The 26837-nt window shown below is 66.8% G+C and carries 24 protein-coding genes; 16 read left to right on the forward strand and 8 right to left on the reverse strand.

What is annotated here, in order from left to right:
• Positions 1–38: 38 nt before the first annotated feature.
• Positions 39–1454, reverse strand: a complete 1416-nt coding sequence (locus tag ACTJLD_RS28375; RefSeq protein ID WP_021162097.1) for a circularly permuted type 2 ATP-grasp protein — start codon at positions 1452–1454, stop codon at positions 39–41.
• A gap of 587 nt (positions 1455–2041) precedes the next feature.
• Here ACTJLD_RS28375 and ACTJLD_RS28380 point away from each other — a divergent pair.
• The 9 genes from ACTJLD_RS28380 to ACTJLD_RS28420 all read left to right on the forward strand — a co-directional run bounded on the left by ACTJLD_RS28380 (position 2042) and on the right by ACTJLD_RS28420 (position 14553).
• Positions 2042–3040, forward strand: coding sequence for a LysR substrate-binding domain-containing protein (locus tag ACTJLD_RS28380; RefSeq protein ID WP_027791302.1), 999 nt, complete (start codon positions 2042–2044; stop codon positions 3038–3040).
• Between the two features lie 727 nt (positions 3041–3767).
• Positions 3768–4178, forward strand: a complete 411-nt coding sequence (locus tag ACTJLD_RS28385) for a hypothetical protein (protein ID WP_027791301.1) — start codon at positions 3768–3770, stop codon at positions 4176–4178.
• Between the two features lie 63 nt (positions 4179–4241).
• Positions 4242–5039 (forward strand): hypothetical protein, encoded by a 798-nt coding sequence (locus ACTJLD_RS28390; protein ID WP_440660113.1) that lies wholly within the window; start codon positions 4242–4244, stop codon positions 5037–5039.
• A 105-nt stretch (positions 5040–5144) separates the two neighbouring features.
• The gene (pgaA, locus tag ACTJLD_RS28395) at positions 5145–7499 is read left to right on the forward strand and encodes a poly-beta-1,6 N-acetyl-D-glucosamine export porin PgaA (RefSeq protein WP_440660115.1); all 2355 of its coding nucleotides are present in this window, start codon (positions 5145–5147) and stop codon (positions 7497–7499) included.
• A gap of 15 nt (positions 7500–7514) precedes the next feature.
• Positions 7515–9605, forward strand: coding sequence for a poly-beta-1,6-N-acetyl-D-glucosamine N-deacetylase PgaB (pgaB, locus tag ACTJLD_RS28400; protein ID WP_027791298.1), 2091 nt, complete (start codon positions 7515–7517; stop codon positions 9603–9605).
• A complete protein-coding gene (gene pgaC, locus ACTJLD_RS28405) occupies positions 9602–10873 on the forward strand; it encodes a poly-beta-1,6-N-acetyl-D-glucosamine synthase (RefSeq protein ID WP_440660118.1) in 1272 nt (423 codons plus the stop codon). The genes pgaB and pgaC overlap by 4 nt, the downstream gene beginning before the upstream one ends.
• Positions 10851–11339, forward strand: a complete 489-nt coding sequence (locus ACTJLD_RS28410; RefSeq protein WP_027791296.1) for a hypothetical protein — start codon at positions 10851–10853, stop codon at positions 11337–11339. Before pgaC ends, ACTJLD_RS28410 begins: the two co-directional genes overlap by 23 nt.
• A 128-nt stretch (positions 11340–11467) precedes the next feature.
• Complete coding sequence (gene glmS, locus ACTJLD_RS28415; RefSeq protein ID WP_027791295.1) at positions 11468–13291, forward strand: glutamine--fructose-6-phosphate transaminase (isomerizing); 1824 nt, start codon at positions 11468–11470, stop codon at positions 13289–13291.
• The gene (locus ACTJLD_RS28420; protein ID WP_440660120.1) at positions 13288–14553 is read left to right on the forward strand and encodes a hypothetical protein; all 1266 of its coding nucleotides are present in this window, start codon (positions 13288–13290) and stop codon (positions 14551–14553) included. Before glmS ends, ACTJLD_RS28420 begins: the two co-directional genes overlap by 4 nt.
• A gap of 46 nt (positions 14554–14599) precedes the next feature.
• On the opposite strand, the gene ACTJLD_RS28425 is transcribed toward ACTJLD_RS28420, so the two are convergent.
• Entirely contained in the window at positions 14600–14755 is a 156-nt protein-coding gene (locus tag ACTJLD_RS28425) for a hypothetical protein (protein ID WP_155637429.1), read from the reverse strand.
• 303 nt (positions 14756–15058) lie between these two features.
• Between ACTJLD_RS28425 and ACTJLD_RS28430 the strand changes: the two genes are divergently transcribed.
• Entirely contained in the window at positions 15059–15895 is an 837-nt protein-coding gene (locus tag ACTJLD_RS28430) for a c-type cytochrome (RefSeq protein WP_440660122.1), read from the forward strand.
• 29 nt (positions 15896–15924) lie between these two features.
• On the forward strand, positions 15925–16407 hold the full coding sequence (locus tag ACTJLD_RS28435) for a GNAT family N-acetyltransferase (RefSeq protein WP_440660124.1): 483 nt from the start codon (positions 15925–15927) through the stop codon (positions 16405–16407).
• Positions 16408–16494: 87 nt separating this feature from the next.
• Here ACTJLD_RS28435 and ACTJLD_RS28440 read toward each other — a convergent pair whose 3' ends face one another.
• The 3 genes from ACTJLD_RS28440 to ACTJLD_RS28450 are packed head-to-tail and all read right to left on the reverse strand — an operon-like array spanning position 16495 to position 19498.
• On the reverse strand, positions 16495–17760 hold the full coding sequence (locus tag ACTJLD_RS28440; protein WP_124838299.1) for a Zn-dependent hydrolase: 1266 nt from the start codon (positions 17758–17760) through the stop codon (positions 16495–16497).
• Positions 17753–18277 (reverse strand): L-2-amino-thiazoline-4-carboxylic acid hydrolase, encoded by a 525-nt coding sequence (locus ACTJLD_RS28445; RefSeq protein ID WP_021160901.1) that lies wholly within the window; start codon positions 18275–18277, stop codon positions 17753–17755. Before ACTJLD_RS28445 ends, ACTJLD_RS28440 begins: the two co-directional genes overlap by 8 nt.
• Positions 18278–18331: 54 nt before the next feature.
• Positions 18332–19498, reverse strand: coding sequence for a branched-chain amino acid ABC transporter substrate-binding protein (locus ACTJLD_RS28450; protein ID WP_440660126.1), 1167 nt, complete (start codon positions 19496–19498; stop codon positions 18332–18334).
• Between the two features lie 177 nt (positions 19499–19675).
• Here ACTJLD_RS28450 and ACTJLD_RS28455 point away from each other — a divergent pair, with 177 nt between their 5' ends.
• The 5 genes from ACTJLD_RS28455 (at position 19676) to ahpF (ending at position 23867) form a co-directional block, all read left to right on the forward strand.
• Positions 19676–20572 carry a LysR substrate-binding domain-containing protein gene (locus ACTJLD_RS28455; protein WP_060219579.1) on the forward strand — a complete coding sequence of 299 codons (897 nt, stop codon included), beginning with the start codon at positions 19676–19678 and terminating at the stop codon, positions 20570–20572.
• A 90-nt stretch (positions 20573–20662) separates the two neighbouring features.
• Complete coding sequence (locus ACTJLD_RS28460) at positions 20663–20881, forward strand: hypothetical protein (protein ID WP_021160898.1); 219 nt, start codon at positions 20663–20665, stop codon at positions 20879–20881.
• Entirely contained in the window at positions 20875–21240 is a 366-nt protein-coding gene (locus ACTJLD_RS28465) for a type II toxin-antitoxin system VapC family toxin (protein WP_333974240.1), read from the forward strand. The genes ACTJLD_RS28460 and ACTJLD_RS28465 overlap by 7 nt, the downstream gene beginning before the upstream one ends.
• Positions 21241–21576: 336 nt before the next feature.
• The gene (gene ahpC, locus ACTJLD_RS28470) at positions 21577–22140 is read left to right on the forward strand and encodes an alkyl hydroperoxide reductase subunit C (RefSeq protein ID WP_006488685.1); all 564 of its coding nucleotides are present in this window, start codon (positions 21577–21579) and stop codon (positions 22138–22140) included.
• A 128-nt stretch (positions 22141–22268) separates the two neighbouring features.
• On the forward strand, positions 22269–23867 hold the full coding sequence (ahpF, locus tag ACTJLD_RS28475; RefSeq protein WP_440660128.1) for an alkyl hydroperoxide reductase subunit F: 1599 nt from the start codon (positions 22269–22271) through the stop codon (positions 23865–23867).
• A 94-nt stretch (positions 23868–23961) separates the two neighbouring features.
• Here ahpF and ACTJLD_RS28480 read toward each other — a convergent pair whose 3' ends face one another.
• From ACTJLD_RS28480 to ACTJLD_RS28490, 3 genes are all read right to left on the reverse strand, one after another.
• Positions 23962–24747, reverse strand: coding sequence for an extensin (locus ACTJLD_RS28480; protein WP_334065906.1), 786 nt, complete (start codon positions 24745–24747; stop codon positions 23962–23964).
• Between the two features lie 160 nt (positions 24748–24907).
• Complete coding sequence (locus ACTJLD_RS28485) at positions 24908–25462, reverse strand: carboxymuconolactone decarboxylase family protein (RefSeq protein ID WP_440660130.1); 555 nt, start codon at positions 25460–25462, stop codon at positions 24908–24910.
• Positions 25463–25494: 32 nt separating this feature from the next.
• Positions 25495–26829 (reverse strand): aspartate aminotransferase family protein, encoded by a 1335-nt coding sequence (locus tag ACTJLD_RS28490; protein ID WP_440660132.1) that lies wholly within the window; start codon positions 26827–26829, stop codon positions 25495–25497.
• Between the last annotated feature and the right edge of the window lie 8 nt (positions 26830–26837).

Genomic DNA, 26837 nt, shown 5'->3' on the forward strand with positions numbered 1-26837 from the left:
TTCGCGCGCCGGCTCCGGCGCGCGCGGTAGCATCCGGCTCAGTCGGCCAGCACCCAGGTGTCCTTGGTGCCGCCGCCCTGGCTCGAGTTGACGACGAGCGATCCCTCCTTCAGCGCGACCCGCGTGAGCCCGCCCGGGGTGATGCGGATCCGGTCCGACACCAGCACGAACGGCCGCAGGTCGACGTGGCGCGGCGCAAGGCCGGCGTCGGTCAGGATCGGCGTCGTGGACAGCGCGAGCGTCGGTTGCGCGATGTAGTTCGCGGGGCGCGCGCGCAGCTTCGCGGCGAACGCCTCGATCTCCGCTTTCGACGCGGCCGGCCCGACCAGCATCCCGTAGCCGCCCGAGCCGTGCACTTCCTTCACGACCAGTTCGTCGAGATGGTCGAGCACGTACTTCAGGCTGTCGGCCTCGCCGCAGCGCCAGGTCGGCACGTTCTCCAGCAGCGCCTTGCGGCCCGTGTAGAACTCGACGATCTCCGGCATGTACGAGTAGATCGCCTTGTCGTCGGCGATGCCCGTGCCGGGCGCGTTCGCGATCGTGATGTTGCCCGCGCGGTAGACGTCCATGATCCCCGCGACGCCGAGCACCGAATCGGGGCGGAACGTGAGCGGATCGAGGAACGCGTCGTCGACGCGGCGGTACAGCACGTCGATCGGCTGGAAACCTTCGGTCGTGCGCATCGCGACGCGGCCGTCGATCACCTGCAGGTCGCTGCCTTCGACGAGATGCACGCCCATCTGGTCGGCGAGGAACGAATGTTCGTAGTAAGCGGAGTTGTGGATACCCGGCGTGAGCACCGCGACGGTCGGGTTGTCGGCGTTGCCGCCCGGCGGGCATACGGCCGCGAGCGACTGGCGCAGCATCTGCGGATAGGTTTCGACCGGGCGCACCTTGACCTGCTGGAACAGCTCCGGGAAGAGCTGCATCATCGTCTCGCGGTTTTCCAGCATGTACGACACGCCGGACGGCGTGCGCGCGTTGTCTTCCAGCACGTAGAACTCGTTCTCGCCGGTGCGCACGATGTCGACGCCGATGATGTGCGTGTAAACGTTGCCGGGCGGCCGGAAGTCGATCATCTCCGGGATGAACGCTTCGTTGTGCGCGATCAGGTGCTTCGGCACGATGCCGGCGCGCACGATTTCCTGACGATGGTAGATGTCGTCGAGGAACGCGTTGAGCGCCATCACGCGCTGCTCGATGCCGAGCGAAAGCCGGCTCCATTCCGTGCCCGAGATGATGCGCGGGACGATGTCGAACGGAATCAGCCGCTCGGCGGCCTCCGCGTCGCCGTAGACGGCGAACGTGATGCCCGTCTTGCGGAACACGCCTTCCGCGTCGTGGGCTTTCTGGGCGAGGCTCGCGGGATTCTGCGTGTCGAGCCACTGCTTCAGGCGCGCGTAAGGCGCCCTTACCATGTCGCCGGATTGCAGCATTTCATCGAATGGCTTCATCGATCTTTTCTCCATCGATCGTTTTCCCCGGCATTGCGCATGCCGGACCGGCGTAACGACTGCGTTGCAAGGAACGTGCCTTGCGGGCTCCCTCGATAATCCCCCCTTTTTGCGCCGCGCCAGGCACGCCCGGGCGATATTGCGCACCACAGTGGTGCAGCACCCGACGCGACGTGCGACGACGGTGCGTCGCAGGCGCGCACGGCCGATGCTGCGCCGCGTCTTCCGAACATAGTTCCCCCGCGTGTCACGAATGTGCAATCTGCACTGCACAAAAAAAACGGCGCGACCGGGCACCGGGCCGCCACAATGGAGGCGGGCCGGCACGCACACGGCGCAACCGGCCCTGGGGGAAGTACCGTCTGCGGCGCGCCGGCAGTTCGATGCTGTGAACTGTCCGGTTAGCCGGATCCGGCACCTCAACGCTATGCAGCCGTAATCCCGCCGAAAACGCCCATGCATATTTCGACTGACACCGATCGAAAAAAAACATCGGGCCGACCCATGCGAGGCGCGGTACGCTAGAAAATTGGTGCAGCACGGGGTGCCGCCCTTCAGGCGCCCGACTATAAAAAGCGAAGATCGAAATGGAAGCAAAGTGGCTGGAAGATTTCCTGAGCCTTGCGGATACCAAGAGTTTTTCCCGGGCCGCACGTCACCGGCACCTCACGCAGTCGGCATTCAGCAGACGAATTGCCGCACTCGAAACCTGGATGGACGCGAAGCTGGTCGACCGGAGCATCAACCCGATCACGCTGACGCCGGCCGGCCAGATGTTCCGCGGGCTCGCCGCTGACATCCTGCGCAGCATGTATGCGGCGCGCAATCTCGTGAACGGCTACGACCAGTTCGCGGCCAGTGATCAGGTCGTGCGTTTCGCGGTCGCCCATACGCTCGTCTTCACGCTGTTTCCCGAATGGCTCAAGCAGCTCAACGGCGAAGTCGGCCACGTGACCGCACGCGTGAACGCGGTGAACGTGCCGGAAGGCGTGCAGCAGCTCGTCGAAGGTGAATGCGACCTGCTGCTCGGCTATCACCATCCGCAGTTGCCGATCGTGCTCGACCCGAACCACTTCCCGTTCGTCAGCCTCGGCGTCGAACGGATCCTGCCCGTATCGACGCCCGACGCGCGCGGCAAGCCCGTGTTCCAGCTGCCGGGCACACCCGACGCACCGCTGCCGCTGCTCGCGTATTCGTCGGGCGCGTTCCTCGGCAACATCGTCGAGATGCTGCTGCTGAACGCAACCGAGCCGTACGTGGTGCACCGGTGCTTCGAGACGCACATGTCCGAGGCGTTGAAGGGCATGGTCGTGGCCGGGCACGGGATCGGCTGGCTGCCGGAAAGCTGCGTCGCGAAGGAACTCGCGGAAGGCACGCTCGTATGCGCGGGTTCCGGCGACTGGATCACCGAACTCGAAATCCGCCTGTATCGGTCGGCCCGCAAGCGCGGGCTCGCGGCCGAGCAACTGTGGACGTACATCATGAACCGGCCGCGCGCAGCGGTCGAAGGTGCCGTCGGCGCAGACGAACAGGCATCCGCGCCGGCGACGCGCATCGCACGGCGCAGCGCGGGCGCCGGCCGCTGATCTTCGCGATTGTGTTTGCGTTCGCGTTCGCGTCGTGTCCGGCGACGACGCGAACGCAACCGCCAATTTCAACCATGCGGAGTGCACATGCATCCGCGTCGCTTCCCGGCGAACGCGACCCGCTTTTCCGACAGCAAACTGCGATCCCGCCGTCGCCTGAAAAATAACGCGCCAGACCGGTAATCGTTATCAGTGGAATCGCAAACGTTTGCAATTCACGGCTTGATTTTTTTACATCCGACACGATACCCGGATATATTCCGTCTTATTATCAGGACAGAAATAACCTGTTACAGAACAAATTAAAAGTTTCGATTCACCCGTAACAATCTAAAATACCAGCAACGTCACACTGCCCTGTTATTTCGCTCGACCTGTACCCGAATCGACCTCGATTCGCCGCAAACACAGTCGCAAATATTCCTTTTATCAGTCGTTATTTTTCGGCACGAATGCCGATACGACAGACGTGATTCAATGCGTGCGGGATCATCGCTACCGAATAGCAATATTCATATTCGGCAATATCGACTTTCTTCAGTATTAAGAGAGTCATGCAAATCCGCCCTTATCCTATGTAAATAGGATATTTCACCGCCGTCCCATTCGGGCCACACGCGATTGTTGGTTCGTAATCCATCGTGTATCAATAGCGTGTCGCAAAAAGAACGCTGGCAAATTTGACTCGGAATAAATACTCGTCATTGATTCCGGAACGGAGGTTGCAATGCCTTCCTCGATTCGACAGCACGCTCGCCCCTTCCTGAGCGCCGCCCTCTCCGCGCTCTGCATGAATGCAACGGCCCAGACGCCTGCGTCGGGTCCCGGCGACGGACGCTACGTGATCTCGTATATCTGCGGCGACGCGCGGATCGACGGCACGGCGCCGCTGCCTCCCGACGGCCGGCCGTACAACCTGGGCGTGTCGTTTGCTTCGGCCAGCACCGGGCAGCCGCTTGCGAATGTGCAGGTGCGCCTGCGGCGCCATGGGCGCGTGCTCGTCGAATTCAACGCGTCCGGGTCGCGCTGCCTGTTCAGCGTGCCCGACGCAAGTTACCGGGTGGAAGGGACGTACCAGGGCGCCACCCAGTTCGCGATCGTGGAAACGGGGGCACTCTCCACGCAGTTGCGATGGTAAGTCCCGCCTGACCCCGCCCCGATCACGCCCTTCACCGCCGCGCATCGAATCAAGGAGCATTGCATGCCTCCTGCCGAACGACCGGACCGCTCGCCCGCCTCCCAGCCGAAACCCTCCTGGGGCCCGGGAAAGAACGCAGCACTCAGCTTCGTCGCGTTTGCCACGATCTTCGGCATCTTCGCGTATGCCGAGCGAGACACGACAGTCGGCCACCCGAGCGTGGCGCACGACATCTCCAGCGCAATCGGAACCGCGGTCGGGAAGTATCGCAACGCGATCGTGACCCTGGCCTCCCGCACGAGCACGTCGTCCGGCACATCCGTCGCGCCCGTGCCGGCGTCGACACGCGCGCAGGCCACACCACCCGCGCCGCCATGGCAGGCAGCGTCGGCGTCGGCTGCACCCGAGGTATCGACCGTGCCGCCCGTCACGCTCGCGGTCGCACCGGAAACCGCGCCGCACCCCGCTTCCCGCGCCGTCGCGACGCACCGGCGGCCGTCGCATGCGCCACCCGTGACACTCGCGGCCGGTACGCAGCCGGCAACCGCCTCCGGTCGCGCCGCCACGCGGCACGGCGCCACGCATCGGCCGCCGCATGCGGACACGCTGGCAGGCACGGACAAGCGGATGAACTTCGCGCCCAAACCCCGGGCGTACGGCACCGACCCCACGCGCATGCAGACGGCGAGTGTCACGCACGCGGAACTGGAAAGCGCGCGTGCGCTGGCGAAGGCGCGCTCGTGCGCGGTGATCGACGAATGGAACTGTGTCGAGCAAAACGCGAGCCGGGCGCTCGCGATCGACCCGACGAACAGCGAATCGCGTGCCTTGCTCGGCCAGGCGATCCGTAACCGGCTGTGAGCCGGCGCCGCATTGCCGGGCACTCGCAGCCCGGCCGCGCGACACGCGACGACGTGCCTCGTCACGCGTGTCACCGATGTGATCGTTTCGAAAGGAGGACACCTCGTGGCCAACAATCATCAACAATCCTGCACGGCCGTCGCTCCGTCCAACCGGCGGATCCTCCTGCATGCGCCACTGGTATTGCTGCTCGTCGCGTCCGGCCCCTGCTTCTCCGCCGAAGGCGATACGGAGTCGGGCCGCATCAGTGAAATCGCCGGGTCCGCCGGCGCACCGGACCGGAGGCCGCCCGACGTGTCGGCACAGGGTTCGCCCGCGCCGGATGTGCAACCGCCGAATGCGCGGACGCTGATCGCGCAGGCATCGAGTGCGCAGATGTCCGACACGTCGACTCCTGCCGCTTCTCAGCCCGGTCAGCCTCCCGATCCGCAAACACCGGGGGCGCCGACGTCGAGCCCATCGACACCGGGCATGCCGGCGCCGAACGCGCAGGCCCCCGGCGCGCAGCCGCCAGCCTCCCAGGTACCCGAAGCCCAGGCGCCGAACGCGCAGATACCCGACCTCCGCACCGCCGATCCGGCCACGGTCCGCAATGACGTGTTCGGTCTCGCGTCGAGCGGCGGCGCGGTCAAGGCGCTGGAGGAAGCGAAAGCGCGCCCCGACGTGTTCTCCGCGGTTGATCTCGCGCGGCTCGAGGAACTGTCGATCCGCCAGCAGGTGCGCGGCGGACGCGACAAGTCGCGCTCGATGACGAGCCCCGACCGCTTCGACGGGATCGACAACGCGCTCGCCGCCGCGAACGACCTCGACAAGCGGATGCCGTCCACGCCCGAGTATTCGCCGGTCAGGACGGCGCTCGCCGGCGACCGGACCGTAGCGCTGGCGGCACGCGGCGAGATGAAGCAGGCCGTCGCGACGTTCGAGACGATCCCGCCGGACGCGGAGATCTCGATCGACGCACTGGCGGCCGTCGGCGACGCGTACCTGTACCTGAGCGAACCGGGCAAGGCCAACGCGGTATACCAGCGCGCGCTGAAGCAGGCGACCGCGCCGCAGGCCGACATCGCGACGCGCGGCTTCCAGTACGGCGCACGCACGCGCCCGATCGAATTGCGCGAGGGGCTGTTCTGGTCGTACGTCGACCAGGGACGCGCGGCCGATGCGAACCTGGCGCTCGAGGACATGGGCAAATCGCTGCCGCCGGCCAAGGACGTGCGCACCTGGGGGCCGGAAAACGACGACTACCTGCGCTACTACCGGCTGCGCGCGCAATACCTGATCTACACGGGCCGGGTGGACGAAGGGATCGCCTCGCTGGAAAAACTCGAGAAGGAAGTGCCGTTCAACGCGGAAGTCCGCGCCGCGCATGCCGACGCCGTCTCGGGCCAGTCGCACCCGCGCCAGGCGATCGCGATGTATCGCGCGTCGCTGACCGACCACCCGGACAGCGTCGAGATGCTCGCGGGGCTCGGCCGCGCATCGCTGACGGCAGACGATTACGCGAGCGCGAGGAACGTCGACCAGACCCTCGGCAACACGTTCCCGGACAGCGGCGCCGTGCGCGGGTTCAAGCGCGACTACAAGGCGTATCGCAGCCCCGTGTTCACGACCGACCTGAGCTTCGAGCACGGCAACAGCGCGCTGGCCGACAACAGCTTCACGTCGGACAGCTATGTGTATTCGCAACCGTTCGGCGACAACTGGCGGGTCTTCTCGCATACGTTCTTCGGCCATGCCCAAACCGACGGCGGCAACATCAGCCGCACGCGCACGGGCGTCGGCGGCGACTACCGGCACGGCCCGCTCACCGTGCTGGGCGAAGTCACGCGCTCGTTCGGCGCGGACGGCCGAACCGGCGGCCGCGGGTCGATCGCGTACGCGCTGAACGACTACTGGACGGTGGGGGCCGGGCTCGACACCAACGACAACTCGCTGCCGTGGAAGGCGTATGCGGCGCACATCTGGGGCCGCTCCGCGAACGTCTCGGTCGTGTATCGCCAGAGCGACCGCCGCGAAGTCAAGCTGAGCTACGGCGTGAGCCGCTACAGCGATTCGAACCTGCACCAGGAGATTTCCGCGACCGCCACGCAGCGCGTGTACACGTCCGCCACCCAGCTCGTCAACGTATCGCTGGACCTCGGCACCGACAGCAACACGCGGCAGGACGCCCCCTACTTCAACCCGGGCCGCGACTATGCGGCCGCGGCGACCGTCATGCACCAGCTGACGCTGTGGAAGAAGGGCGACATGTCGCTGCAGCAGCGCCTGTCGGCGTCAGGCGGTGTTTACAACGAGCGCGGCTTCGGCACGAGCCCGCTGTGGACCGCGCGCCTCGAGCACGCGTGGACGTTCAAGCACGACATCACGCTGACCTACGGCGTCGAAATCAGCAGTCATGCGTACGACGGCCAGCGCGAGCGCTCCGAAACCGGCTTCCTGTCGGTCAACCTGCCGTTCTAGCAAGGAGATCGGACAATGCAATCCAGACGGACCTTCATGTGCGGATGCCTCGGTACGTTTGCGGCCTGTTCGTTGTTCCCCGGCGTGTCGAACGCCAGGATGATCGACCTGCTGCCGCCGTCCGATCCGGTCGACGGCAAGACGTTCCGCGTGATCTGCATGCATGACGTGCGCGACAACCTGCTCGCGACGTTCTCGTCGTCGACGATGGTCGATCCGTACGCGGTCGATACCGGCACGCTGACGGCCATCTTCTCGTGGCTGCAGACCAACAACTACCACACCGTGACGGTCAGGCAGATCGAAGCGTCACGACACGGCGGCAAGCCGCTGCCGCCGCGCGCGGTGCTGCTCACGTTCGACGACGGCTACAGCAGCCACTACACGAAAGTCCTGCCGCTGCTCGAGCGCTTCAAGTATCCGGCCGTGATGGGCATCGTCACCGCCTGGATCGACGCGCCGCTGGATACGCCGATCAAGATCAGCGACAAGGTCCAGATGCCGCGCGACTACTTCATGACGTGGGACCAGGTGAAGAAGGTCGGCCAGTCGGAATTCGTCGAGCTCGGGTGCCACACGCACAACCTTCATCACGGCGCGGTCGCGAATCCGCAAGGCAACGAACTGCCGGCGACCACGTCGCACCTCTACCTGCAGGACCAGAAACGCTATGAAACCGACGCCGAATTCGAAGCGCGCGTGCACGACGACCTGCAGACATGCGTGCGGCAGATCCGCGAACGCACCGGCATCGTCGCACGCTCGATGGTCTGGCCGTACGGCGCGGAAAACCAGCCCGTGCGCAAGATCTCGACGTCGCTCGGCATGGACATCCAGTTCAGCCTCGATGCCGGCCCGAATACGCCGGACGTGCCGCTCGACCGGTTGCGGCGGATCCTGATGATGTACGACGTCGACATCGGCGGGTTCGAGCGGTCGATGCGCGAGCCGGCCTCCAACCGCGGCGACGTCGACATTCCCGAGCGCGTCGTGCAGGTCGATCTCGACCAGGTCTACGATCCCGATCCGGCGCGCCAGGAAGCGAATCTCGGCAAGCTGATCGAGCGCATCTACCGGATGCAGCCGAAATCGGTATACCTGCAGGCGTACGCCGACCCGAAGGGCACGGGTGTCGCGGAATCGCTGTATTTCCCGAACCGGCACCTGCCGATGCGCGGCGACCTGTTCTCGCGCGCCGCCTGGCAGCTCAGCACGCGCTCGAACGTGCAGGTGTATGCGTGGATGCCGGTGCTCGCGTTCCGGCCGCGGGCGGACAAGCATCGCGGCCTGGAAGCCGTCAGCGCATACGGCGGCGCGCCGGCGCGCGAGAACGGCTCGCGCGTGTACCGCCTGAGCCCGTTCGACCCCGAAGCGCGGCTGTTCATCGAGCAGATCTACGAGGATCTCGGCAAGTACGCGTCGTTCAGCGGCATCCTGTTCAGCGACGACGCCGTGCTCGACGATTACGAAGACGCCGGCCGGCACGCGCTGAGCACGTATGCGCAATGGGGCCTGCCGGCCGACATCGGCAAGATCCGCGCGACACCCGACCTGATGAAGCGCTGGACGCGGCAGAAAAGCCGCTACCTGATCGACCTGACGCGCCAGCTGGAACAGATCGTGCTCGCGAACCAGAACGCGGGCGACGTGCTGACGGCGCGCAACATCTTCGCGCTGCCGGTGCTGAAGCCGGAATCGGAAGCGTGGTTCGCGCAGAACTACGACGATTTCCTCGCCACCTACGACTTCGTCGCGCTGATGGCGATGCCGTACATGGAACAGGCGCAGGACCCCGAGCGCTGGATGGACCAGCTCGTCGACGCCGTCCGCGCGAAACAGCTCGGCACCAGGCGCACCGTGTTCGAACTGCAGTCGTACGACTGGCACGCGCGCAAGGACATCGGCGGCACCGCGCTGCTCGCGCAGATGCGGCGCCTGCGCAGCAAGGGCGCGGTGAACTTCGGCTACTACCCGGACAACTTCCTGAACAACCAGCCGGATCTCGACACGATGCGCGACGTGATGTCGCTGAAGTCGCGCCTCGATCCGACCTCCATCAACGCGCTGATGCAGATGCAGAAAACACAGGGGACGAAGACGCCATGACCAGCCACGGCATCATCCAGCGCCTGCAGGATTTCGTCTTCTACTACCCGTTCTTCATGTCGTACCTGTGGATGATCGGCGGCGTCGTCCATTACTTCCTCCTCGAGGAAGGGCGCGTGCTGTCGACGCGCACGATCGCGGCGAGCGGGATCCCGAAGATCTCGATCGTCGTGCCGTGCTTCAACGAGGCAGCGAACGCGCAGAGCGTGATCCGGCACCTGAACGCGATGGACTACCCGAACTACGACATCATCGCGGTCAACGACGGCAGCCAGGATCGCACCGGCGAGATCCTCAACGAGCTGGCCGTCGAGATCCCGCGGCTGCTCGTGATCCATCACGCGCGCAACGAAGGCAAGGCGGTCGGGCTCACGACCGCGGCCGCGATGTCGAACGCGGAATACCTGCTGTGCATCGACGGCGATTCGCTGCTCGCGCACGATGCGATCGGCTGGATGCTCGAGCACTTCCTGACCGACCCTGGCGTCGGCGCCGTGACCGGCAATCCGCGCATCCGCACGCGCACCTCGCTGCTCGGCCGCATGCAGGTCGGCGAATTCTCGTCGATCGTCGGGCTGATCAAGCGCACGCAGCAGGTGTACGGCCGCATCTTCACGGTGTCCGGCGTCGTCACGATGTTCCGCAAGACCGCGCTCGCCGACGTCGGCTACTGGAGCGCGGACATGCTGACCGAGGACATCGACATCAGCTGGAAGCTGCAATGCCGCGACTGGCGCGTCGTATACGAGCCGCACGCGCTCAGCTGGATCCTGATGCCCGAGACGCTGATGGGGCTCTACCGGCAGCGGCTGCGCTGGTCGAAAGGCGGCATCCAGGTACTGCTGAAATATGCGGGCACGCTCGCGCGGCCGACGCAGATGATGATGTGGCCGCTGTTCGCCGAGTACCTGATCGGCATCGCGTGGGCCTATTCGATGTCGTTCATCCTGCTGCTCGCGCTGGTGGACGTCGTCTATCCGCTGCCGCTGAGCTGGCACGTATCGGTCGTGCCGCACTGGCACGGGATGTTGCTGGTTGCGACCTGCATCCTGCAACTGATCATCGGCAGCATGATCGATCGTCAGTATGACGAAAAACTCCTGATGTACTTCCTGGACACCATCTGGTACCCCGTTGCTTTCTGGCTGATCAGCATGATCACCACCGTCGTCGCCCTGCCGGCCGTCGTGCTGCGGGGCCGCGGCAAGCGGGCCGTGTGGGTCAGCCCCGACCGAGGCATTCAACATGAAGAACGCGCCGATTATTGACCTCTCCCTGCGCACGCCGCGCGAAATGATCACCGAACGCGGCCGCGTCGCCGGGCTCGCGCAGGTCGTCTGGTTCCGTCTCGTGCGGCCCGCGCTGGTGGGCGCCGTATGGGCGTCGATCTGCATCTATACGTATCGCTACCTGCTGCCGTTCAACCCGGCCGAGATGCCGATCGAACAGATGGTGTTCTACGCGACCAGCATCGCGATCATCGCGGGCGCCATCGTCATGTGGCTGATCGCCGGGCGCGTCGTGCATCCGCTGGCCTTCCGGCTGCGCGTGTCGAAGATGCTGCGGCGTTCGGCCAGCGCAAAGGTGCGCTCGGTGCCGCCGACCGTACTGGCCAGCGCCCGTCGGCGCGGCGCGCGCCGCACGACGCGCATTCTCGTCGCGTCGCACGACGCGAACGGCTCGATTTCAGGCATCGAATGGGTCGCCCACGCGGGGCCGCCGCCCCGCGAGTAGGTCAGCGGAGCCGCGCCGCCGCGCACGGGGCCGCATCGGTGCCGCGCGGCGCCCCTCCTGAAGCCGCACTGCCGCGCTGTGCCGGCAGGCCGGCAACCTTTTGCAGTTTTTTGCAGACGAGGTGAATCATGTGCGGAATCGTCGGAGCAAGCGGCCTGAACAATCAGGTGCCGCAACTGGTCAATGCGCTGAGCCGGCTCGAGTATCGCGGCTACGATTCGTGCGGCATCGCCGTGCAGGACGACGGCCGCCTGCGCAGCGAGCGCACGCTGCGGCGCGTGACCGACCTGCAGGCCCGCGTGCTGACGCTGGGCCTCGAGGCGCAGACCTGCATCGCGCATACGCGCTGGGCGACACACGGCGCACCGTCGGAAATGAACGCGCATCCGATCATGTCCGGCGACACGATCGCGGTCGTGCACAACGGCATCATCGAGAACCACGACGCGCTGCGCGTGGAGTTGCGCGAGCGCGGCTACACGTTTCGCGGCCAGACCGATACCGAGGTGATCGCGCACCTGATCCACAGCCTCTATCGCGACGACCTGTTCGACGCGGTCGTGCGCGCGGTGAAGCGGCTGCACGGCGCGTATGCGATCGCCGTGCTGAGCGCGCGCGAGCCGCAGCGCCTCGTCGCCGCGCGCGCGGGCTCGCCGCTCGTGATCGGCATCGGGGCCGAACAGAACTACCTCGCGTCGGATTGCGCGGCGCTCGGCGACCTGACCGACCGCTTCGTTTACCTGGAGGACGGCGACGTCGCGCTGATCACGCCGGAGCGCATCGCCGTGGTCGACTCGGGCGGGCACGACGCCCAGCGCCCGCTGTGCCAGGTGAAGGCGCGCGAAGGCGACGCCGCGCTCGGCCCGTACCAGCACTTCATGCAGAAGGAGATCTTCGAGCAGCCGAAGGCGATCGACAACACGCTCGACGGCATCGACACGATCTCGCCGGCGCTGTTCGACGCGACCGACGCCGCGCGCGCGCGACTGTCGAGAGTCAGGAGCGTGCTGCTGCTCGGCTGCGGCACCAGCTACTACGCGGGCCTGACCGCGAAATACTGGCTCGAGTCGATCGCGGGCGTGCCCGCCCAGGTCGAGATCGCCAGCGAATTCCGCTACCGCGACACGGTGGCCGATCCGCGCACGCTCGTCGTCGGCATCTCGCAATCGGGCGAAACCGCCGACACGATCGGCGCGATCGAACGGGCACGCGACATGGGCCAGGAACTGTCGATGGCGATCTGCAACGTGGCGACCAGCACGATCGCACGCAACGCGCCGCTGCGGTTCCTGACACGGGCCGGCATCGAGCTCGGCGTCGCGTCGACGAAGGCGTTCACGACGCAGCTCGTCGCGCTGTTCGTGCTGACGCTGACGCTCGCGCAGCTGCGCGGCCGGCTCGACGCGGCGCAGGTCGCGCTGCACCTGAAACAGTTGCGTGCGCTTCCCGAGCGCATCGGCCACGCGCTCGCGCTCGAAACGCAGATCATGGGCTGGGCCGCGAAATTCGCGCGTACCGAAAACGCGCTGTTCCTCGGGCGCGGCATTCATTTTCCGATCGCGCTGGAAGGCGCACTGAAGCTCAAGGAGGTGTCGTACATCCACGCCGAAGGTTATGCGGCCGGCGAACTGAAGCACGGCCCGCTCGCGCTCGTCACGAGCGCGATGCCGGTCGTCACGATCGCGCCGGACGACCGCCTGTTCCAGAAGCTGAAGTCCAACATGGCCGAGGTGCGCGCGCGCGGCGGGCGGCTCTACGTGCTGGCGGGCAGCGCACTCGACATCGACGCCGACCGCGACACGCACCTGATCCGCGTGCGCGAATCGAGCGACCTGCTGTCGCCGATCGTCAACGTGATCCCGCTGCAACTGCTCGCGTATCACGTCGGCTGCGCGCGCGGCGCCGACGTCGACAAGCCGCGCAACCTCGCGAAATCGGTGACCGTCGAATGAGGTGGCGAGCGCGCCCGGCGCAGGCGGTCGCGCGGTGCGTCGCGGCCGCGCTGTGCGGCGCATGCGGCATCGTCACGGCGCCGCCGGCCTTCGCCGCCACGCCGGCCGTGCATACGGTCACCGTGCCGGCCGCCCCGTCCCCCCACCCGACCGCCGATCCGCGCAGCTTCATGCACGGCATCGGCGTGGCCGACGCCGGCAGCGGCAAGCGCTGGGTGTTCTTCAGCAGCTCGGGCATCGTGCCGCGCGGCGCGATGCGCAGCGGCAACTGGCCGCATGACGTGTACGTCGGCGAATGGCTGCCCGGCGCGGCGCACCTGCTGCACGTCCGTACGTTCATCAGCCGCCCCGAGGCGCAGGAACCCGTGTCGATCGCGCAGAACGCGCGCGGCGACATCTTCGTCACGTTCGAGGACGGCTGGAACGCGCCGCAGGAAGTCAGCCAGCGCTACGGCGTGTACCGCCGCGACCTGAAGCCGGTCAAGCCCTACCCGAACGACGTCGAATCGGGCGGCCACTCGGGGCACGTCGCCACGGCTGCCGACCGCTTCGTCGTGTTCTATTCCGCCGACTGGATCGACGGCGGCGGCGTCGACAACCTCGGCACCGGCAACGGTGTCTACGTGAAGACCTACGACGCGGCCGGGCGCGTGCTGAACCACGTCGCGGTCGCGCCGCACCGCCGCGAGTGGTGGCCCGTGGTCGCGGGCTCGCCGCATGCCGCGCTGCTCGTGTGGCAGAAGTTCATCGAAGGCAGCACGGACGCGATACTCGAATACGCGATGTTCGACCCGGTCACCGCGAAGCTGGACAAGCTGGGGACGCTGAACGACGCGATCCAGTACTACGTTTACGCGTCGGCGTATGTGCCGGAGATCGACCGCTTCATCGTCGTCACGACGACGGCGGACGATCGCGGCATCGCGATGCTGATCGCGCCGGACGGCCGCCGCACGGCGACGCTCGACTGCCTGCCGGCGTCGGTGCGCGAATCCGGCATCGGGGTGTCCGGCACGCATGCGTACGTGCCGATCCGCGACGGGCGGCTGCTGACGCTGGCGCTCGGGCCGGCGGAGATCGCGATCGGCGGCGTGCAGCGTTCGCCGATTCCGTGGGGCATGACGGGCATCGCCGGTTTCCCGGCGCGCGGCAACGCGATGCATTTCGTGTCGCTGACGCCGTCGGGCACGCGCGAAGCCGATTTCGAACCGGCGCGTGACACGCCGATGCCGAAACGCGAAGCGCCTTGCTCGAGTCATTGAAGCGACATCGCGCCGGTGGCGCGCGGCTCATGCCGGATGGGTGCGGTCAGTCCGCGTTTTCGCGCTCCAGTCCAAACCGCGCCATGCAATGCCACACCCATTTGGCCGTCTGATAGTCCAGTGTGCCGTCGCGCGCGCGGCCAAGCACGGCCGGCGTCACGATGCGGTCGACGGCGATGCGTTCGATCGCGCCGGCGGCCACGATCGTCGGATATGGACAAGCGCCCGCTCTGCCGGGGAGTCCATGCGTGTTGTCCGGTCTCGTTGAATGCCGCCGGGCCGCGCGGCGCCGACGGTATCCTCGCGCCCGCGGCCCGGCGTCGGTTGCGGCTGGCCGCACCCGGTGCGGGACGAAGCACGATACACCGTCGCGCGGAACCGGTCATCCGTCCCGCGCCGCAGTCGCCAGCGCCGCGCGTACCGGATAGACTGTCGCCCGATTCCTTCCATCGGCCGCGGCGCCCCGCCTCCTGCCGCCGCCGGAACGCCCCTTCCCGGAGAACGAATGCTGAAGCGCCAGTGGTTTTCGCTCGTGCTGCTGACGGTTTGCCTGCTCGGACAACGCGCGTCGGCCCAGTCCACGCTCGAACTCGACACCGACGGCTCGGCCCGCACCCTCACCCGGCAGACGCTGCTCGCACGCCCCGACGCGACGGACATCCGTGTGCCGCGCGACATCGCGTACGGCCGGCCGATGACGTTCCGCGCGGTGCCGTTCGCCGCGCTGCTCGGCGACACGCCGCTGCCCGCCGACGGCGTGCTCGAAACGCGCGCCGCCGACGGCTTCGCCGCGCAACTGCCGCTGGATCTCGTGCGCCGCCGTGCGCCGGCCGGTGCCGTTCCGTGGCTCGCGATCGAGGACCCGGCCCATCCATGGCCGAAGCTGCCCGGCAAGCAGGTCAGTGCGGGGCCGTTTTATCTGGTGTGGCTCGGGCCGGACGCCGCGTCGGTGCGCGGCGAGCAGTGGCCGTACCAGATCGTGCGCGTCACGATCGAATCGTCGCCGCTCGCGCGCTGGCCGTCGCTTGCCGTGGATGCCGCGTTGCCCGCCGACGATCCGGCCCGCGCGGGGCAGCACCTGTTCGTCACGCAATGCCTCGCGTGCCACCGGCTCGACGGCGCGGGCAGCAGCCATGCCGGCCCTGACCTGAACACGCCGATGAACCCGGTCGACTACTTCCAGCCGGCCGCGCTGCGCCGCTACATCCGCAACCCGGCATCGGTGCGCGACTGGCCGGGCCGCGTCATGCCGGCGTTTCCGCCCGACCAGTTGAGCGACCGGGAACTCGAACAGATCGTCGCGTATCTCGCGTATATGGCGCGGCGCAAGGCCGCTCGATAACGCGCGGCCCGACTGCACGAGGAACGTTGATGACTTCAGGCGACACGCTGTTCACCATCGCATCGATCGACGCCGCGCAGACGCACCCGCTCCGGGCAGCGATCCTGCTGAACGGCGACCTGAACGCATGCGAACTGGCTGGCGACCATGCGCCGACGACGCTGCATGTCGGCGTGCGCGACAACCGGTCGAACATCGTGGCGGTCGCCTCGCTCTGCGAGGAGCCGCGCGACGACGATCCGGCACGGCCCGCGTGGCGGCTTCGCGGAATGGCCGTTCATCCTGCCGTGCGCGGCATGGGCTTCGGGCGCGTGCTGGTGCAGGTATGCGTGCGGCATGCGCAAGCGCACGAGGCCGCGCTCGTGTGGTGTACGGCACGCGAAGTGGCGTACCGGTTCTATGAAAAGCTCGGGTTTGCGGCCGATGGTGCCTTGGTCACGATGCCGGGGCGCACCGATACTGCGTTTTACGTGATGCGCCGATACATCGATCGGCATTCGCCGGTGGCCTGACGCGAATTTCGCGTTCGCGGCGCCAGGCCGAAACCGGCGCGGCCCGGCGCACACCCTGCCGCCGGGCCGCTGCCGTCACGCTCGGGCTCAGGCCTCTTGCGCGCTCCGCAACACCGCACGCAACAGCACATCCGCCCCCGCCGCCGCCCACTCGGGCGTAATCGCTTCGGCCTCGTTGTGGCTCAACCCGTCGACGCACGGCACGAAGATCATCCCGGTCGGCGCAACGCGCGCGACATAACACGCGTCATGACCCGCGCCGGACACGATGTCCATGTGCGACAGCCCGAGCGCCCGTGCCGCGTCACGCACGGCGTCGATGCAGCGCGGCGCGAACGGGATCGGCGCATACGTGAAAATCTGCTCGATCTGCGCACCGAGGCCCGTTTCATCGGCCACACGCGCAAGTTCGGCACGCAGCGCCGCGTCCAGTTCGTCGAGCACCGCATCGTCCGGATGACGAAACTCGACCGTGAAGAAGCAGCCGCCCGGCACCGTGTTGCGCGAGTTCGGCCGCGCCTCGATCATCCCGACCGTCGCGCGTGCGTCCGGCGCGTAACGGCGGCCGAGCACCTCGATGAACGAGATCATCCGCGCGGCGCCGACCAGCGCATCGCGGCGGACCTCCATCGGCGTCGTGCCCGCGTGCGCGTCGACGCCGGTAAGCGTCACTTCGTACCAGCGCTGCCCCTGCCCGCCCGTCACGACGCCGATCGTCTTGCCGGCCCGTTCGAGAATCGGGCCCTGCTCGATATGCAGTTCATACGCCGCGTGCACCGGATAGCCGCCGACGGGCTCGGTGCCCGCGTAGCCGATCCGCGCCAGTTCCTCGCCGATCGTCCTGCCCGCGCCGTCGGTGCGCGACAGCCCGTATTCGAGCGTATAGACCCCCGAGAACACACCGGCCGATACCATCGCCGGCGCAAAACGCGAGCCTTCCTCGTTGGTCCAGATCACGACGTCGATCGGGCGCTCGGTCTCGACGCCCGCGTCGTTCAGCGCGCGCACGACCTCGAGCCCGCCGAGCACGCCGTAGATGCCGTCGTAGCGGCCGCCCGTCGGCTGCGAATCGGCGTGCGAGCCCGTCATGACCGGCGCGGCGTCGGGATTGCGCCCCGGGCGGCGTGCGAACACGTTGCCCATCCGGTCCACGCGCACCGTGCAGCCGGCGTCCTGCGCCCATTGCACGAACAGGTCGCGCGACTCGCGATCGAGGTCGGTCAGCGCAAGACGGCAGACGCCACCCTTCGGCGTCGCGCCGATCTGCGCCATCCGCTCGAGCGACGCCCACAGGCGATCGCCGTCGACGCGCGGCGCGCTCGCGTTATCCACGCTGCCGTGATCGTCACGCATCGCCGTTCTCCGGCGCGGATTGCAGTGCGTAACGGAAATCGCAGCGCTTGCCGCCCTGCATGATCGTGCTCGTGCGCGTGAGCGCGATGTCCGGCGCATAACCCTGGATGAAATGGCTGTCGCGCGCGCAGCTCAGCAGATGCCCGATCTCGCCGAGCCCCATCGCGTGATACATCTCCGCGTAGCTGCAGCGATGCACGTCGTAGTCGTAGTGCGCATCGTCCGCGCGCCGCACCTCGACGTCGAGCGCATCGTCCTTCTCCCACAGCACCTGCAGCGCGATGAACGACTTCACGCTCGTGCCGCCCGGCTCCTGTGCGGCGAACGTGCGGCCGGCGTCGACGGCCGCGCCGCGCACGGCTTCCGCGATCACGGCCTGCGCGCGCTCGGCGCCGAACTCGCGCTTCATGATCTCGTAGATCGGCTTGATGATTTCCGCTTCGATGCGGCGCCGCGCGAGGATCCCGAGGCGCGTGTCCTCGGGTGCGGCGGCGGATGTCTGGGTCGCTTCGGTCATGGGGATCGTCCGGGTCGTTTTATCGATGTATCGCGCTGTGTCGCGCCGTGTTGTTTACTTGGTCGCGGTGCGCGAGCCGCCGAGCACGTCGACGACGGCCCACTTGCCGCCGCGCACCTGGTAGATCGTGAAGGCCGGGTCCTTCAGGTTGCCTTCGCCGTCGAACGCGATCCGCCCCGTCACGCCGGGCCGGTCGATCGCACGCACCGCGGCGACCAGCTTCGCCGGCTGCGTCGTGCCGGTCTTCTGCGCGGCCGCAATCAGCGTGGCCGCCGCGTCGTACGCGAACGGCGCATGCAGTTCGATCGGCGCACGGAAGCGCGCCTGGTATTGCGTGTCGAATGCCTTGCCGCCCGGCATCCGGTCGAGCGGCAGGCCCGGTTCGAGCGCCGTCACGCCGTCGCCGTCCTTGCCCGCGAGCGACAGGAAGGTCTGGCTCACGAAGCCGCCCGCGCCGAGCAGCGGCGCGTTCACGCCGAGCTGGCGCATCCGGCGCGCGATCGGCGCGGCTTGTGCATCGAGGCCGCCGAAGAACACGAGATCCGCGCGCTTGCCCTTGATCGCGGTCAGCACGCCGCTGAAATCGGTCGTCTTGTCGTTCACGTACTGGCGATCGACGATCGCCCCGCCGTTCGCCTGCACGCCCTTGATGAACTGGTCGGCGAGCCCCGCGCCGAACGACGTGCGATCGTCGATCACCGCGATACGCTTCGCCTTCAGCGTCTTCACCGCATACGCACCCGTGAAGTTGCCGCCCGCATCGTCGTGACCCATGATGCGGAACGCCGTCGCATAGCCCTGCTGCGTGTATTGATGTCCGGTGGACGCCGGCGCGATCTGCGGGATGCCCGCATCGCGGTAGACGCGCGATGCCGGCACGCTGCAGCCCGTGTTCCAGTGGCCGACGACGCCGATCACGTGCTGGTCGACGAGCTGCTGCGCAACCGCGACGGCCGTGCGCGGATCCGATTGATCGTCGGCCGCAACGAGCTTGTAGACGACCGGCTTGCCGCCGATGGTCGGATGCTTCGCGTTCGCATCGTCGATTGCGAGTTGCGCGCCGTTCTGCAGGTCCTTGCCGATCCGCGCGGACGGGCCGGTGAGCGGCGCGGCGAGACCGATCAGGACCGTCTGCGGCGCGGATTGCGCGAAGGCGGGAACCGAGGCGACCAGGGCGGCCGCCGAGAATGCGAGGCTGGCGTGGAGGAAAGCGATTTTCATGTGCGGGGATCGGTGGATCGAATCAAAACATGAAAAATATTAAATATTGAGCACCCAAACCCCAAATATCCAATTGTTGGATGCTTATACCGTTGGCGACACATTAACCTATATCACTGTAAATGCAGGATATTTTTGTGTTGTCGCTTACCCTGATTTTTCGATAAAATTCGACACATGAAAAATATCGAACAATTGCCGCACGATCCACCGCTGCGCGCGGTGCGTGCGTTCGAAGCCTTCGCGCGCCTCGGGTCGGTGACCGCCGCCGCGGGCGAGCTCGACATCACGCCATCGGCGGTCAGCCATCAGCTGCAGCTGCTCGAGGCGTTCATCCAGACGCCGCTGACGGTGCGCGAGGGCCGGCTGCTCGCGCTCACCGACGAAGGCCGCGATTACTACCGCTCGATCAGCGCCGCGTTCTCGGTGCTGCGCAGCGCGACGCGCTTCGTGCGCGACCGCTCGTCGCTGCGGCAGATCACCGTCAGCCTGATTCCGTTGCTCGGCATCGGCTGGTTCATTCCGCGGCTGCATGCGTTCCTGGCCGACAACACGGACGTCGACGTCACGGTGTTGTATGCGCATCACCGCAACTACCGCAGCGATGCGTCGGACCTGTCGATCCGCTTCGGCACCGGCGACTGGCCCGGCTATCGCTGCGAACGCCTGCTGCCGGGCGCGATGGTGCCGATGTGCAGCCCGTCGTTCCTGAAGCGCCACGGGCCGTTCCGCACGCCGGCCGATCTCTCGCGCGCGCCGCTCGTGCACGACGAGGATCGCAGCACGTGGGTCAACTGGCTGCAGGGCGCCGGGGTGCGGCATGTGTCGCATGCGGTGGGGCCGATGTTCGAGGACGGCCAGTTGACGCTGAGCGCCGCGCGCGCGGATCTCGGCGCGGCATTGCTGCGCGCGCCGCTGGTCGAACGCGAACTGGCGAATGGCGAGCTCGTGAAACTGTTCGATCACGCGCTCGACGACGGGCGCGATTACTACCTGTGCACGCGCGAGGACGCGGACATGCCGGACGGGGCGCGGCGGCTGGCGGAGTGGTTGAGGAAGATGGCGGGGATGTGAGCGGGGTACGCTGCGCCGATTCGCTTGCTACCGTCTTGCGGCCGAAAGATTTAGTATATATGATATGCATATCATATATCGGAGGCTATCATGAGCCGAATTCTGGTCGATCTGTCGGACGGCCAACTCGACGAGTTGGCCGTCATCGTCGAGACTCAACATCGTCCCCGCGCCGCAATCATCCGCGACGCGATCGATGCCTATATTGCCTTGCACAAGCACCGGCTTGCCGACGACGTCTTCGGTCTCTGGAAAGATCGCAAGGTCGACGGGCTCACCTATCAGGAAGAACTGCGCTCGGAATGGTAAAAGCTCTCTTCGATACCAACATCCTGATCGACTATCTGGGCGGCGTGGAATCCGCTCGTGCGGAGCTGGGCCGCTACGACTATCGGGCGATCAGCACGATCTCGTGGATGGAGGTCCTGGTCGGCACGTCCGCACAGGACGAGGCACCCATCCGCGCGTGGCTGTCGTCGTTCGATGTCATCGCACTGGACAGCCCGGTTGCGAATCGTGCCGTGACAATCCGCAAGGAACGCCGCATACGCCTTCCCGATGCAATCGTCTGGGCATCGGCACAAGTGAACGGTCTACTGCTCGTGTCGCGCAACACGAAGAACTTCCCTGCCACCGAACCCGGCGTTCGCGTGCCCTACAAGCTCTGAGTCAGCGCCAAGTCACCTCCGAGTCCGAGCCCGTTGTATGCGCCGGAACTCGGCCCTCCCGCAGCACCTGATACGAACGCGCGAAACGACCATCCTGCGCACGCAATGTGCCAGCTACTCGCGCCGGCACGTCACGCCAAACTGCCCCGCTGTCAACCCGCATTCATCGGCTATCCGCCCACCGCCTCGCAAGCCCCCCAAGCCCCACCCAATCAAGGGCCGGAAGCAGATAGAAATTCCCGATGCCCCGGATTGAAACAAGCAATTTCACAAGCTCAGGGTGAACCCGGATACTGGCAACACTCCACTCACCACTGAAGCAAAGGAACTCACCAGATGCCGATCATCAACACCCAAATCAAGCCGTTCAAGGCAACCGCTTACCACAACGGCGACTTCGTGCCCGTCTCGGAAGAGAACTTCAAGGGCAAGTGGTCCGTCGTCGTGTTCTACCCGGCCGACTTCACGTTCGTCTGCCCGACCGAGCTGGGCGACCTCGCCGACCGTTACGCGGAATTCCAGAAGCTGGGTGTCGAAATCTACGGCGTGTCGACCGACACGCACTTCACGCACAAGGCATGGCACGACACGTCGGACACGATCGGCAAGATCAAGTACCCGATGATCGGCGACCCGACCCTCACGCTGTCGCGCAACTTCGACGTGCTGATCGAGGAAGAAGGGATGGCACTGCGCGGCACGTTCGTGATCAACCCGGAAGGCGAGATCAAGCTGTGCGAAATCCACGACAACGGCATCGGCCGCGACGCAGGCGAACTGCTGCGCAAGGTGCAGGCTGCGCAATACATCGCGGCGCACCCGGGTGAAGTGTGCCCGGCCAAGTGGACGCCGGGCGCGGAAACGCTGACCCCGTCGCTCGACCTGATCGGCAAGATCTGACGATCGCTCCGCGCGCCTCGCACGAGGCGCGCGAGACACACGAAGACGGGCCGCCGCCGCATGCGGCCCGCGCCCTCCTCCGGCACGACGTGCCCGACCAGAATCATCAATACGGAATCCGAAACGCCATGCTCGATGCCAATCTCAAGAACCAACTGAAAGCGTACCTCGAAAAAATCACGCGCCCGATCGAACTCGTCGCTTCGCTCGACGACGGCGCGAAATCGCAGGAACTGCTGGCGCTGCTGAACGAGATTGCGTCGCTGACGGATCGCGTGACCGTGACCGAACGCCGCGACGACGCCGAGCGCAAGCCGTCGTTCTCGATCGGCGAGCCCGGCAAGCCGGCCGGCATCCGCTTCGCCGGCATCCCGATGGGCCATGAATTCACGTCGCTCGTGCTCGCGCTGCTGCAGACCGGCGGCCACCCGATCAAGCTCGACGACGACGTGATCGAACAGATCCGCGCGCTCGACGGCGACTACGCGTTCGAAACGTATTTCTCGCTGTCGTGCCAGAACTGCCCGGAAGTCGTGCAGGCGCTGAACGTGATGTCGCTGATCAACCCGAGCATCCGCCACGTCGCGATCGACGGCGCGCTGTTCCAGGATGAAGTCGAGTCGCGCCAGATCATGGCCGTGCCGACGATGTTCCTGAACGGCGCGTCGTTCGGCCAGGGCCGCAGCAGCGTGAAGGAAATCCTCGCGAAACTCGATACGGGTGCCAGCGCACGTGCCGCGAAGTCGCTCGAGAACAAGCCGGTGTTCGATACGCTGATCGTCGGCGGCGGCCCGGCAGGTGCGGCAGCCGCCATCTACTCGGCACGCAAGGGCATTGCGACGGGCGTCGTCGCCGAGCGTTTCGGCGGCCAGGTGCTCGACACGATGGCAATCGAAAACTTCGTGTCGGTGCAGGAAACCGAAGGGCCGAAGTTCGCGACCGCGCTCGAGCAGCACGTGAAGCAGTACGACGTCGACATCATGGACGTGCAGCGTGCCGATGCGCTGATTCCGGGCGACGTGCACCAGATCCGCCTCGCGAACGGCGCGGTGCTGAAGGCGAAGACGATCGTCCTCGCGACCGGCGCGCGCTGGCGCGAAATCAACGTGCCCGGCGAGCGCGAATACCGCAACCGCGGTGTCGCGTACTGCCCGCACTGCGACGGCCCGCTGTTCAAGGGCAAGCGCGTCGCGGTGGTCGGCGGCGGCAACTCGGGCGTCGAGGCCGCGATCGACCTCGCCGGCATCGTGAAGGCCGTCACGCTGATCGAATACGGCGCGCAACTGCGCGCGGACGAAGTGCTGCAGCGCAAGCTGCGCAGCCTGCCGAACGTCACGATCGTCACGCAGGCGCAAACGATCGAGCTGACCGGCGACGGCAGCAAGCTGAACGGCCTCGTCTACAAGGATCTGCGCTCGGGCGACACGCAGCGCATCGATCTGGAAGGCGTGTTCGTGCAGATCGGCCTCGTGCCGAACACCGAATGGCTGAAAGGTACGGTCGAACTGTCGAAGCACGGCGAGATCGTCGTCGATGCGCGCGGCGCGACGTCGGTGCCGGGCGTGTTCGCGGCCGGCGACGTGACGACGGTGCCATTCAAGCAGATCGTGATCGCGGTGGGTGAAGGCGCGAAGGCATCGCTCGGCGCGTTCGACCACCTGATCCGGCAGGACGTTGCACCGGTTGCCGCCGCGCAACCGCAGGCCGAGGAAGCGGTCGCCGCGTAACGCGCGCCGCACATCGGCATAACGGTTTGTCTCTCTTGGCCCCGCATGCTTTGGTCGGCGTGCGGGGCCCTTTTTATTCCAAGTGCGATCGCGGTTACTTGGTCGTGGTCGGGGCGTCGTTCACCGGCGCCGGTGACGGCGGCTTGACACTGCTCGACTGCCTGACCAGTTGCTCGGTCATCGCAGCGGCAACCGGATTCGCGCCCGACGACGAACCGCCCTGCCGGTACGAACCGGCGCTCGACGATATCGATGATGTCGACGACATCGACGACGCAGGCGGCGGCGGCAACGACGGATCGAGCTTCGCCGATTCCCTCACGAGCGCGGCCGTCTCCGGCGTTTCGGATTTCGTTGCGGAAGGCGCGGCGGCCGCGTGGCGTTCGAGACCGTCGCGCTTGCGCGGCGCGCGTTCCGTGACCTGCGCGGGGGCAACCGCCCGGGCAGGTTTCGCAGCCGGCGCTGCGGCCGGCGGGGTCGAATCCTGCGCGTCGATGGTCACGACATTGACCTTCGGCGGCGGCGCGCTCGGCTGCGCTTTCTCGCTGACGACAGGAACGGCGGGGACGGATGCGGGTGCGGCACTGACACGCGCGGGTGCAGGTGCGGGTGCGGGCGTTGCCGGGGCGGGTGGCTGCGGGGAAACGGCTGCCTGCTTCGATGCGGTATCGGCCCGGGCCGCCGGGGCCGGCGGCGCGATGGCGCCCTGCACCGCGTGATCGTTGTTCGCGGGTGCCACGGCCGCCGGTGCGGCCGAATCGCCGATGCCGGCGTCTTCGATCGCACGGTGGTCCGCGCGCAGGAGCATCACGTAGGCAGTGCCGGCCGCGGCTACCAGGAGCCCACCGGCGATCATCAAGGTCTTGCGGGTACTCGTCATGCTTGCTCACCGATCATGTCGACGTGAACAAGCCATCATACGCGGCGATCGGCCGCCGATCCCGCATGAATACATTTGGTTGCATTGTGCCGGCAGCAGGTCGTCACGATGTTCGTCAGACGTATCGCCACCCCGCTCCGGCACGACCGGAACGCCGCCCTTACTCCGGAAACGGCAATTCGGTCTGCCCGTCCGCGCGCATGCCGAACGTGTTCAGCGTCATCGCGACGAGCGCGTAGTAGCCGAGCAATGCAACGAGATTCACGACGGTTTCGTGGCCGAAGCGCGCTTGCGCCCGTTCGAACGTCGCGTCGCTCACGCGCCGCGTGTCGTACAACTCGCTCGCGAATGCATGAATCAGCGCATCGTCGTCCGATTCGAATGCGGGCGCGACGCCGAGCCGAATGGCGTCGGCCGTCGCGGCCGGCACCCCCGCTTCGAGCGCGATCGGATGGTGGATGTGCCACTCGGCCTGCGAGCGCCAGCGCGCGGCCGTCACGAGAATCGCGAGTTCCGACAACCGCAGCGGCAGGCCCGTGCGATAACGGCAGAACGCGCCGAGCTTCTGCGCGTGCTGGGCCAGCTCGGGGCTCGCGATCCAGCCGAGAAACGGCCCGTTCAGGTTGCCGCGCGGGCCGCTGAGGATGTCGGCCAGCACGGCCTTCTGCTCATCGGTGGCCGATGCGGGATCGAACGGAGGCAATCTGTTGGTCATGGCGATCTCCGGAGAACGTTCAACGAATGCGCTCACGCGCCGGCCGACGCGAGCGCAGCGTCGATCGCGCCCGACAGCCGCTCGACGATCGCGTCGATCTGCTGCGTGGTGCAAATGAAAGGCGGCGCAATGAGGATGTGATCGCCGTGAACGCCGTCGATCGTCCCGCCCATCGGATACACCATCAACCCGCGCTGCATCGCTTCGCGCTTGACCGCCGCGTGCAGCTTCAGCGCGGGATCGAACGTCGCCTTCGTGTCGCGATCGCGCACGAGCTCGACGCCGACGAACAGCCCGCGGCCGCGCACGTCGCCCACATGCGGATGCGCGCCGTAATGCTCGCGCAGCGACGCGCGCAACTGCTCGCCGCGCGCCTTCACGTTGTCGAGCAGCTTCTCTTCGGCGATCACGCGCTGCACTTCGAGCGCGGCCGCGCACGCGGTCGCATGGCCGAGGTACGTGTGGCCGTGCTGGAAGAAACCCGAGCCGTCGACGATCGTCCGGTAGATGCGGTCGCTCACCAGCGTCGCGCCGATCGGCTGGTAGCCCGCGCCGAGCCCTTTCGCGATCGTCAGCAGATCGGGCGCGACGCCGTCTTCGTCGCACGCGTACAGGTAGCCCGTGCGGCCCATCCCCGACATGATCTCGTCGAGGATCAGCAGCACGCCGTACTTGTCGCACACCGCGCGAATCTTCTTCAGGTACGTGCGCACCGGCGGCACCGCGCCGGCCGTTGCGCCCACCACCGTCTCCGCGACGAACGCCGCGACGTTGTCCGCGCCGAGCTCGACGATCTTCTGCTCAAGCTCGTCCGCGAGGCGCTGCGCATACGCTTCGTCGGTTTCGCCCGCCAGCTGGTCGCGATAGGCAAAACACGGGCTCACGTGGTGCGCCTCGATCAGCAGCGGCAGGAACGGCTCGCGCCGCCACGCATTTCCGCCGATCGCGAGCGCGCCGAGCGTGTTGCCGTGATAGCTCTGGCGTCGCGCGATGAAATGGCGGCGCTGCGGCTCGCCCTTCTCGACGAAATACTGGCGCGCGAGCTTCAGCGCAGCCTCGACCGCCTCGGAGCCGCCCGACACGAAATACACGTGTTCGAGGCCGGCCGGCGCCGCTTCGACGAGCCGGTCGGCAAGTTCCTCGGCCGCGTCGGTCGTGAAGAACGACGTGTGCGCGTAGGCCAGTTGCTGCGCCTGCCGCTTGATCGCGTCGATCACGCGCTGGTTGCTGTGGCCGAGACACGAAACGGCCGCGCCGCCGCACGCGTCGATATAGCGTTTGCCGGTCGAATCGATGATCTCGATGCCGTCGCCTGCGACGGCGACGGGCAAGGTGGCGCGCGGAGCGCGATGGAAAACGGTCGTCATGCGTTGCC

Origin of the sequence: Burkholderia sp. 22088, assembly GCF_052045915.1 — a bacterium.
Lineage (GTDB): Bacteria > Pseudomonadota > Gammaproteobacteria > Burkholderiales > Burkholderiaceae > Burkholderia > Burkholderia cepacia.